Origin of the sequence: Arthrobacter sp. TB 26 (assembly GCF_000427315.1) — a bacterium.
Lineage (GTDB): Bacteria > Actinomycetota > Actinomycetes > Actinomycetales > Micrococcaceae > Arthrobacter.
Map to the genome: position 1 here is coordinate 1 of NZ_AUPJ01000113.1, position 9,904 is coordinate 9,904.

The following is a 9,904-nucleotide window of genomic DNA, read 5'->3' on the forward strand; positions in this document are numbered from 1 at the left end:
CCGCCGCGGAGGCGCCCGAACACGCCGTGCTCACCGTCCCGCCGGGGCGCCTGATCGGATCCCTGATCCTGAGCGAACAAAGCGTGGTCGTCGTCGCCGGCGGTGTGGCGTCCGTGGTGCTGTCCGCCGTCACCGAGAACCGCAGCTTCTACCTCTTCCTGATCCCGGCCGCGCTGGGCATGGTGGCCGCATACTGGAACTCCATCAACAGGGGCTACAACTTCACCGCCGCCATTTCCCCGGACGGCATCCGGCTGCGCTACGGACTGCTGGACACCCAGGCGCAGACCCTGCCGCCCGGCCGGATCCAGGCGCTGCGGGTCAGCCAGCCGCCGCTCTGGCGGTTCTTCGGCTGGTACCGGATCCAGGTCAACGTGGCCGGCTACGGCGCCGCGGGAGACAACGGCGAGGGCTCAGCCCGGACGACGCTGCTGCCGGTAGGGACCTTCCCCGAGGTGTTGACCATGCTCGCCCTGGTCCTGCCTGACCCGGGCACCCCGGACCCCGTGCGGGTCTTCACCGCCGGCGTCAACGGCCTGGCCGGCCCGGCTGCGGGCCCGGCAGGTCCGGCGGTTCCTGCGGTTTCTGTGCGGGACGACGGCGGCTTCGTCACCACCCCGCGCCGCGCCCGGCTGCTGGCACCCCTGGGCTGGCGGCGGAACGGGTTCACCGCCACGGGCACGGCCCTGCTGATCCGCTCGGGCCGCTGGTGGCGGCACCTCGTGGTGGTCCCGCACCAGCGCATCCAGTCGATGGCGCTGGAGCAGGGCCCCTTGGCCCGTCGCTTCCGGGTAGTTGACCTGGTGCTGCACACCACCGCCGGACCGGTGTCATCCCGGCTGATCCAGGCCGGCCTGGAGGAGGGGCGTGCGCTCCTGGACGCCCAGGCGTCCCGCGCCCGGGCCGCGCGCCACCGCCAGACCAGCGAGCACTGGCTGGACCAGGTCCGGCCGCTCGTGGTTGGGCCCTCGCACCCCGAAGAACCGTCCCACCCCGAAGAACCCAACAGGCAGGAAGAGCGGCAGCATGGCTAAACCAGGACGACTCGGCATCGGAATCATCGGCGCCGGCAAGGTCGGCGCCGTCCTCGGTGCGGCGCTGCGGGGCGCGGAGCATGCGATCATCGGGGTCTCCGCGGTCTCGGACGAAAGCCGGGAACGTGCGGAAGCCCTGCTTCCCGGTGTCCCGGTGCTGGACGTGCAGGACATCGTAGAGCGCGCCGAACTGGTGCTCCTGGCCGTCCCGGACGACGCGCTCGGCCCGCTCGTGGAAGGCCTGGCGAAGCTCGGCGCCTGGCAGCCCGGCCAGCTCGTGGCTCACACCTCCGGCCGTTTCGGCGTCGGGATCCTGCATCCTGTCCGCGCCGTGGGCGCCATCCCGCTGGCGCTGCACCCGGCCATGACCTTCACCGGGATGAGCCTGGACCTGACCCGGCTGCTGGACTGCACTTTTGGGGTCACCGCGGACGCCGCCATGCTGCCCATTGCGCAGGCCCTTGTGGTGGAGATGGGCGCGGAGCCCGTTGCCATCGCCGAGGCCGACCGCACGCTCTACCACGCGGCCCTCGCCCACGGCTCAAACCACCTCGTCACCCTGGTAGCGCAGGCCTCGCAGCTGCTCCGGGAGGTCGGCGTCGAGGCCCCCGAACGTATGCTCGGGCCGCTGCTGCGCGCGACGCTCGAAAACGCGCTCGCCTCGGGCGAATCCGCCCTGACCGGGCCGGTGGCCCGCGGCGATGTGGGCACCGTGGCAGCGCATGCGGAGTCGCTGCGGGAGCACGACGGCGGCTCTGGCGGCGATATTCTGGAGGCGTACCTGGCCATGGCCCGGGCGACCGCCCGCCGGGCCGGACGCCGGGGACTGCTGAAGCCGGAGCAACTCGACGGCATCACCCAGGCGCTCGAGGGCCCGGACGGCGACGGCCCGAACCCTACGGAAGGCCCATAACTTGGCGATCCAACTCGTGACCACGGCTGCCCGGCTCCGGGCCGAAAGCGCCCGCCTGCTCAAGGAAAAGGGCGGGTCCTCGCAGGGTCTGGTGCCCACCATGGGCGCCCTGCATGAGGGCCACGCCGAGCTGGCGCGCACCGCCGTTGCACAAAACGACGTCGTGGTGGTGAGTATCTTCGTCAACCCGCTGCAGTTCGGCGAGGCCGCGGACCTGGAACGGTACCCCCGGACCCTGGAAGCGGATCTGGCGCTCCTGGACGCCGTCGGAGTGGACCTGGTCTTCGCCCCGGAGGTGGAGGAGGTCTATCCAGGCGGGCAACCGACGGTGCGGATCAGCGCGGGACCGATGGCCGCGAAGTGGGAGGGAGCCTCCCGCCCCGGGCACTTCGACGGTGCCCTGACCGTTGTGGCCAAGCTGCTGCACTACGGCATGCCGGGCGCGGCCGGCGCGGAGCTGCCGACGTACCGGGCGTATTTCGGCCAGAAGGATGCCCAGCAGCTGGCCCTGGTCCAGCGCATGGTGGCGGATCTGAACTTCCCGGTGGAGATCGTCCCGGTGCCGATCGTGCGCTCCGCGGACGGGCTGGCGCTGTCCAGCCGCAACCGCTTCCTCTCCGCAGGGGAACGCGAGGCGGCACTGGTGCTCTCGCGGGCGCTGCGCCTGATCGAGGAACGGGCCAACGCCCACCAGCCGCTGGACCTCGAGTCCGCGCAGGCGCTCGTGGAGTCCCAGCCGCTCGTGGAACTGGACTATTTCGACGTGGTGGATCCCCGGACCCTCGAACCGCTGGCTGAGAACTGCCGGGACACCCCTTTCCGCGGCGAGGGCCTGGCAATCATCGCGGCCAAAGTCGGCCCGGTCCGGCTGATCGACAACGTCCCGCTGGACTCCTGACCCGCTGGCGCCCTACACCCTGGGCGCCTAGTCGCCTCTTAGTCGGCTCGGCCCTCGGCCATGAGCTTCAGATTCTCCAAGGTGTGCTCCCGGGCCCTCTCCTGGAGCCGTTCCACGAGCACGCGGTCGGCGAATTTCCCGATCGCGGCCCCGGGAACGTTGTATTCGATCTCAATGGATACCTTGGTGCCGTTACTTTCTGGTTCGTACTCCCAGGTCTGCCAGCCCTTCAGCGGGCCTTCAAATTCGATGCGCACGTGCTTGCCCCCTGAAGCGGTCGGAGTGTTCTCGACCACCCGCGTGGTGACCGGGAACGGCACACCGGCCATCAGGTAGCTGTGCTTGACCACGGTTCCGGCACTGCCGTCGCCCTCCACAGTCTTTGCCTCACTGAGGTTCACCCACCAGGAAGCCCAATGGTTGGGATCCGTCGCGATTTCCGTGACCCGGTCCACGGGCGCGTCGATCTGGATGCTTTGCTTGATGTGGCCCATCGAAGACTCCTCTGATCATGGGTGGGAGGCAGCATTCAGCCTGCGACGGCGGTGCTCCCTGCCTCTAAGGGAACGCCGTTACTCCGTTCGGGAGTAGGGCAAAAGGTCCCGCGGGGAATCTGGCGGGGTGGCACTTGGGGACGCCGGCCGCACCCCGCAGGAATTCTTCTCCGGAGCCGGGAATTACCGTGGCGCATTCCCGGTTGGCACCTTCAGTAGCGGCCCAGGCTGCAGGACCCCACCCCAAAACTCCCCGAGGGAACCCCTATGCGTACAGACGTCTCTTCAAAGCCCCCCGGCGATCCCGCGCAGACCCAGGTTGCCGGCGGGGCTGCTCCGCCGGCGAAGATGTCCCGAGAATCGGTCACCATCATCGGGACCCTGCTGGTGGCCACCTTTGTGGTGATCCTGAACGAGACCATCATGAACGTCGCGCTCCAGCGGCTGATGGTGGATCTCGGGGTCACCGCCCCCACCGTGCAATGGCTGTCCACCGGCTTTATGCTCACCATGGCCGTGGTGATCCCCACAACCGGCTTCATCCTGCAGCGCCTGTCCACGCGCGCCGTCTTTATGCTGGCCATGGGACTGTTCTCCGGCGGCACCCTGCTCGCAGCGCTGGCGCCGGGATTCGAAGTCCTCCTGCTCGCCCGGATCGTCCAGGCCGGCGGTACGGCCATCATGCTTCCGCTGCTGATGACCACCATCCTCACCCTGGTCCCTGTGGCGCGCCGCGGCTTCGTAATGGGCAACGTGAGCATCGCCATCTCGGTGGCGCCGGCCATGGGACCCACGGTGTCCGGACTGATCCTCGAGCACTTCACCTGGCGCTTTATGTTCGTCTTCGTCCTGCCGATCGCGCTGGCGGCTTTCGCCATCGGCGCCAGGTTCCTGACCAACATCGGCGAACAGGAGAAGACCAAGCTTGACGTCCCGTCCGTGCTGCTGACCGTTCCCGCCTTCGGCGGCCTGGTCTACGGCCTGAGCCAGATCGGCGGCGGCCAGGGCGGCCCGGGCTCGCCCGCCATCATTGCGCTGGCCGTGGGCATCATTGCCATGGCGGCGTTTGTTCTCCGGCAGGTACGGCTGCAGAAGTCCGAGGCGCCCCTGCTGGACCTGCGGGCATTTAGCTTCCGGATGTTCACGGTGTCCGTGCTGCTGCTGGTGGTTGCCATGATCGCGCTGTTCGGCGCCGTGATTCTGCTGCCGTTGTACCTGCAGGAAATCCGCGGGCTGACGTCGCTGCAAACGGGGCTGTCCCTGCTGCCCGGGGGCCTCGCGATGGGCCTGCTGGGCCCGTTCATCGGGAGGCTCTTCGACAAGGTTGGCCCGCTGCCGCTGACTGTCACCGGCTCAAGCCTGCTGGTGGTGGCCCTGTTCCAGTTCTCCCTGCTGGACGCGGGCACTCCGGTCGGCTGGATTATTGCGCTGCACGTGGGCCTCAGCCTGGGGCTCGCCCTGATCTTCACGCCGGCGTTCACCACCGGGCTGAACCCGCTGCCGCCGCACCTGTATTCGCACGGCTCCGCCATCATGAGCACCCTGCAGCAAGTGGCGGGGGCCGCCGGAACGGCGCTGCTCGTCTCGATCTACGCCGTCGTGTCCGCCGGTGCAGGCATCGTCGCGGGAATGCATGCGGCGTTCCTGACGGCATCGGTCATCGCCGTCGCCGCCGTCGTGCTGGCCGCCATGATGCGGAAGACTCCGGCAGCGGAACACCCCGCCTAAAAAGCAACGCGGGGTCACATAGCGCCGGTCCGGCAGACCGGAATGGACGCTATGTGACCCCGCGTTGCTTTGGTGGCGGGCCGGGCCCCTCAGGTTAGCTGGCGAAGAACTCACTGAGTTCGGAGATGAGCTTGTCCGGCGCCTTGTTGACGCCGTCGTGCCCCATTCCGGGCAGGATCGTGTAGCTGGACCCGGAGAGCACCTCATGGATCTGGGCGCAGGCCACGCCGAAGTACGCCGGGCTCTTCTCGCCAACAACGATCAGCGTTTCCAGCGGCAGCTCCAGGAACGGCTCGGCCGGCATGTCGGCGGCGATGATGGCCTTGATCTCCCGGACGCCGGTCTTCATCAGTTCGCGCATCTGTTTGCCGATGGGGGTGCCGGCGGCCAGCTTGTTCGCCAGGGTCAGCATGGACAGCGGCATCCTCGACAAGGCGCTGCCGGTCTCGAGGCCTTTGAGCAGGACGGCGAGGGCGCGGTCGTCGTCGCCGGCCGCCGTCGCCTTCTCGTATTCGGTGGTCCAGTCCGCGGTGACGCTGTGGTTCACGGAGACGGCGGGGTCGTACACGGCGAGCCGTTCCACCGGCAGCGTGCGTGCCGCGTGCAGTGCCACCGCACCGCCGAAGCTGTGCCCAAAGACGTCCGTGCTGGACGTGTGCTTCATCACCGCATCGAGGTCGTGGATGTCGACGTCGAGGGTGTAGTCCTCCGGCTGCGGCGAGGAGGAACCGCGTCCGCGCCGGTTGAACGTGTGCACCGGGCGGCCCAGGGCAGCGCTGAGCTTCTGCGCGAAACGGGTGTAGTCGGCGGCGGTCACCATTGAGGCCGGAACGACGACGACGCCGGAGCCCGCCGAGGCGAGCTCGGCACCCGTGCTGAAAAGCTCGATCGTTCCACCGTCGGGGGTTCTGATGTTCTCGCGGGTCATGCTCCGAGCCTAGCCGAGCCTGCAGCTACGGCGTAGTAGGGGTTCCGCGACGGCCCGTGACGGCTAGTTTCCCAGCCGCCCGCCCGAGGCCTCAAGGTAGCAGGAGCCGCACAGCGACTCGTACCAGACGTCCTGGCCGTCGATCGCGACCTGGTCGCCGTCGAAGACCACCTCGTCGCCGGCCCGGCGGGTATTGAAGATGGCCTTGCGGCCGCAGCGGCAGATGGTCTTGAGCTCCTCCAGGGTGTGCGCGATCTCCAGGAGGCGCAGCGATCCCGGGAACGCCCGGGTTCGGAAGTCGGTGCGGATGCCGTAGGCCAGGACGGGAACGTTGTCCAGGACCGCGATCCGGAAGAGGTCATCCACCTGGGCCGGTTCGAGGAACTGGGCCTCGTCCACCAGCAGGCACGCCACCGGCTGGGTGTCGACGTGCTCCAGGAGGGCGTCCGGATCGTCCCCGTGGGCGTGGGCGGTGAACAACTCCCGGGCGGAGGCCCCGGCCGGGATCAGGAAGTCCACCGATCGGGTCATGCCCAGGCGGGACACGACGTCGGAGTCGCCCTTGGTGTCCACATCAGGCTTGGCCAGCAGGACCCGCTGGCCGCGTTCCTCATAGTTGAAAGCGGCCTGCAGGAGCCCCGTTGACTTGCCGGAGTTCATGGCGCCGTAGCGGAAATAGAGCTTGGCCAAGGGGGTCCTTTCGAAAGGGTCGCCCACCGATTGTAAAGGCGCGCCCCTCAGCGGCCCAGCTTGAGCCGCCGCCTGCGCGCCGGGAGGGCCGGCAGGCTCCCTTCCCCGGCCAGCAGGAACCTCGCGACCGCCCGGGGAAGCCGGATTCCGGGCCGGAGCGGGCTTTCGTGGAGCTGGCCGGCCAGCACGGCAAACTCGATCGAAGGGACCGCGTCAGCGAGCTGCCGTCCGGTGCCGGCGAAGTACTCCGGACTCCAGCCGCCGCTCAGCATCAGCGTGGGGGTGGTCACGGCCGCGAAGTCCGCCAGTTCGGTGTCGGCGTCCAACACCGCCCGCATCTCAACGACGGCGGTGGGCAGCAGCTGGCGCATCTCGGCGCCCATGCTGGTCCGTGCGGAGAGGATGCTGAGCATCCGGAGCGCGCCCAGCGGCAGCTTGGACACGGGCCCGGCCGTCTCAAGGCCCTGGACCAGGTGCGCCCAGGCCTCGTCGAGCTGCCCGGCAGCCACCGAACGCTCCAGCCCAACAGGCGGCTGATCTTCCGCGCGAACGGCCGGTACAGGGCGTCGGTGACCAGGGTCCCGTGCACGACGACGATTCCTGGCCCCGGCGCTTGCCCCGGCGCCGTGCCGGGCGCCGGGCGGAAGGAATGCAACTCGAGGTGCCCCACGCCGTCGTCAGTCCTGATGGTCCGCGTCTCCACAGCCCTGAGTCTATTCCGCACAAGGCCATGGCCGTGCGGGACCAGCGCGGCGGGAAACCCCGGTAAACTTGGGGATTGTGACTTCCCAAAACACCTCCGCCCCGAACACCGCCGCCGACACCCACGACGCCAGCGAGCAGACTCGCATCCGGATGGAGAAGCGCGCCAAGCTGATCGAGCGCGGCGTCGAGGCGTATCCGGTAGGCGTTGAGCGCACGCATTCACTGGGTGAAATCCGTGAGAAGTACGCCCACCTGCAGGCCGACGAAACCACCGGCGACGTCGTCGGTGTGACCGGCCGCATCGTCTTCATCCGCAACACCGGCAAGCTCTGCTTCGCGACCCTCCAGGAGGGCGGCCTCGACGGCAAGGCCGTCCGGCTGCAGGTCATGCTGAGCCTGGCCAACATCGGCGAGGACGCGCTCGCCGACTGGAAAGCCCTCGTGGACCTGGGTGACCACGTCTTCATCAAGGGCGAGGTCATCTCCTCGCGCCGCGGCGAGCTCTCCGTGATGGCAGAATCCTGGTCCATGGCTTCCAAGGCGCTGCGGCCGCTGCCCGTGCTGCACGCGGAGCTCAACGAGGAAACCCGCGTCCGCCAGCGCTACGTGGACCTGATAGTCCGCGACGAGGCCCGCGAAATGGTCTACACCCGGGCCGCGATCACGCGTTCCATCCGCGAAACCCTGCACCGCCAGGGCTACGTCGAGGTGGAAACGCCGATGCTGCAGCTGGTGCACGGCGGCGCCACCGCCCGCCCGTTCGAGACGCACATGAACGCCTTCGACCAGAAGATGACCCTGCGGATCGCCACCGAGCTCTACCTCAAGCGCACCGTCGTCGGCGGGATCGACCGTGTCTACGACATGGGCCGCGTCTTCCGCAATGAGGGTGTGGACTCCACCCACAGCCCGGAATTCACCACGTTGGAGTCCTACGAGGCCTGGGCCGACCAGTTCGTCATGGCGGACCGGATCAAGGAAATCATTCTCGACGCCGCCGACGCCGCCGGTGTGGGCCGCGTCCTGCAGACCGAGGCCGGGGAGATCAACCTCGACGGCGACTGGGCCTGGATGGCTGTCTACCCGGGACTCTCCGAAACCGTGGGCCAGGAAATCACCCCGGAAACCCCGGCGTCGGAACTGCTGGCGCTCGCCGCGAAGCACGAGGTCAAAGTCGACGCCACCTGGGATGCCGAGAAGCTCGTGGTGGAACTCTTCGGTGAACTCGTCGAGCCGACGCTGTTAAACCCCACGTTTGTCTACGACTACCCGCCCTCCGCCCAGCCGCTGGCCCGCCAGCACCGCGAGGACGACCGGCTCATTGAAGCGTGGGACCTCATCATCGGCGGCATGGAGCGCGGCACGGCGTTCTCCGAACTCATCGACCCGGTGATCCAGCGCGAACGGCTCACCGAGCAGTCCCGCCGCTCCGCCGCCGGCGACGTCGAAGCCATGCAGCTGGACGAGGACTTCCTCCGCGCGCTGGAGTACGGCGCCCCGCCGATGGGCGGGATCGGCCTGGGCATCGACCGTCTGGTCATGCTTTTCACCGGCGCCGGCATCCGCGAGACCATTCTGTTCCCGCTGCTGAAGCCCGAAGGACACTGACCATGGAGTACATCGCCGTATTGCTGCCCTCCGTGGTGGTCGGCCTGATTTTCTGGTTCGCCATGAAATCGATTTTCAATGCCGATAAATCCGAACGCCAGGCCGAAGCGCGTGCCCAGGCGGAAGCCGAAGAAAATGCCCCGGCGGCCGATATGCTCCGCCGCGACGGCCATTCGAACGACCCGAACTAATAGCGGGCTATTCCGCCTTGGGTTTTCCTTTGGAAACTCTTTTCCGCTTTGACTCGTTGCCATAAAGCAGAGGATACTTTTAAGGAGTTACATCCTTGCTTTTCCTTAATACTCATCCTTTTGGAAAGAGAGTCTTTAATGGCACAGAAAGTAAAAATCATCCTCGTCGATGATCTGGATGGGGGATCCGCTGACGAGACCGTCCGGTTTGGCCTTGACGGCGTCAGTTACGAAATCGACCTGTCATCGGAAAATGCTTCCGAACTACGCTCCGCAGTTGAGCGGTTTGTAAGCCACGCACGCAAGACTTCGAGTGGCCGCGCAACGCGCACGAAGATTTCATCGGGACGGAACCAGGACTCCGCCCAGATCCGGCAGTGGGCCCGTGACAACGGCTATGCGGTAAACAGTCGCGGCCGCATCCAGGCTGAAATTCAGGAAGCCTACCAAAAGGCGAATTCCTAGCCGCGAGGCCGCCAGCCCTGCGCCGCCGGGGCAGTTCCACGGTGCATTACCAATGACTTAGCCCCCGCTTTTGGCGGGGGCTTTGTCATGTCTGCCGTCGGGCGCTGCCGGTGCCGGCGCGTTCCAGCCCAGTTGCCGGCCGATGAAGCGGCCCGGGGCCCGGGACGCGCCGCTGATGGTCCGTTTCGGAGGAATCAACTGGTCGGGAGCGCCGGGCCCGGAACGGTTCAGCGCGCCGACCGGCCCGAGC

12 protein-coding genes are annotated in these 9,904 nt (G+C 67.8%); 7 read left to right on the forward strand and 5 right to left on the reverse strand.

Features of this window, described 5'->3' with window-relative positions; all coding sequences use genetic code 11:
* The 3 genes from K789_RS0103420 to panC all read left to right on the forward strand — a co-directional run.
* Positions 1-1,034: PH domain-containing protein (locus tag K789_RS0103420; protein ID WP_024365532.1), on the forward strand; the 1,034-nt coding region annotated here is incomplete at its 5' end.
* Positions 1,027-1,947, forward strand: a complete 921-nt coding sequence (locus tag K789_RS0103425; protein WP_024365533.1) for a Rossmann-like and DUF2520 domain-containing protein — start codon at positions 1,027-1,029, stop codon at positions 1,945-1,947. The genes K789_RS0103420 and K789_RS0103425, both read left to right, overlap by 8 nt.
* Position 1,948: 1 nt before the next feature.
* Positions 1,949-2,845, forward strand: coding sequence for a pantoate--beta-alanine ligase (panC, locus tag K789_RS0103430; protein WP_024365534.1), 897 nt, complete (start codon positions 1,949-1,951; stop codon positions 2,843-2,845).
* 38 nt (positions 2,846-2,883) lie between these two features.
* Here panC and K789_RS0103435 read toward each other — a convergent pair whose 3' ends face one another.
* The gene (locus K789_RS0103435; RefSeq protein WP_024365535.1) at positions 2,884-3,339 is read right to left on the reverse strand and encodes an SRPBCC family protein; all 456 of its coding nucleotides are present in this window, start codon (positions 3,337-3,339) and stop codon (positions 2,884-2,886) included.
* Positions 3,340-3,606: 267 nt separating this feature from the next.
* On the opposite strand from K789_RS0103435, the gene K789_RS0103440 reads away from it, so the two are divergent.
* Positions 3,607-5,067 carry a DHA2 family efflux MFS transporter permease subunit gene (locus tag K789_RS0103440; protein ID WP_024365536.1) on the forward strand — a complete coding sequence of 487 codons (1,461 nt, stop codon included), beginning with the start codon at positions 3,607-3,609 and terminating at the stop codon, positions 5,065-5,067.
* Positions 5,068-5,161: 94 nt separating this feature from the next.
* Here K789_RS0103440 and K789_RS0103445 read toward each other — a convergent pair whose 3' ends face one another.
* The 3 genes from K789_RS0103445 to K789_RS22185 all read right to left on the reverse strand — a co-directional run bounded on the left by K789_RS0103445 (position 5,162) and on the right by K789_RS22185 (position 7,194).
* On the reverse strand, positions 5,162-5,995 hold the full coding sequence (locus tag K789_RS0103445) for an alpha/beta fold hydrolase (RefSeq protein WP_024365537.1): 834 nt from the start codon (positions 5,993-5,995) through the stop codon (positions 5,162-5,164).
* A gap of 63 nt (positions 5,996-6,058) precedes the next feature.
* A complete protein-coding gene (locus K789_RS0103450) occupies positions 6,059-6,685 on the reverse strand; it encodes a thymidine kinase (RefSeq protein WP_024365538.1) in 627 nt (208 codons plus the stop codon).
* A 47-nt stretch (positions 6,686-6,732) separates the two neighbouring features.
* On the reverse strand, positions 6,733-7,194 hold the full coding sequence (locus K789_RS22185) for a hypothetical protein (protein WP_051180873.1): 462 nt from the start codon (positions 7,192-7,194) through the stop codon (positions 6,733-6,735).
* A gap of 271 nt (positions 7,195-7,465) precedes the next feature.
* On the opposite strand from K789_RS22185, the gene lysS reads away from it, so the two are divergent.
* The 3 genes from lysS (at position 7,466) to K789_RS0103470 (ending at position 9,654) form a co-directional block, all read left to right on the forward strand.
* Positions 7,466-8,998 (forward strand): lysine--tRNA ligase, encoded by a 1,533-nt coding sequence (gene lysS, locus K789_RS0103460; RefSeq protein ID WP_024365539.1) that lies wholly within the window; start codon positions 7,466-7,468, stop codon positions 8,996-8,998.
* Positions 8,999-9,000: 2 nt separating this feature from the next.
* Positions 9,001-9,189: a hypothetical protein gene (locus K789_RS0103465; RefSeq protein ID WP_024365540.1), complete on the forward strand. Its 189-nt coding sequence runs from the start codon at positions 9,001-9,003 to the stop codon at positions 9,187-9,189.
* Positions 9,190-9,327: 138 nt separating this feature from the next.
* A complete protein-coding gene (locus K789_RS0103470) occupies positions 9,328-9,654 on the forward strand; it encodes a histone-like nucleoid-structuring protein Lsr2 (RefSeq protein ID WP_024365541.1) in 327 nt (108 codons plus the stop codon).
* 57 nt (positions 9,655-9,711) lie between these two features.
* On the opposite strand, the gene K789_RS25985 is transcribed toward K789_RS0103470, so the two are convergent.
* The coding region (locus K789_RS25985; RefSeq protein ID WP_024365542.1) for a hypothetical protein at positions 9,712-9,904 on the reverse strand (193 nt) is incomplete at its 5' end.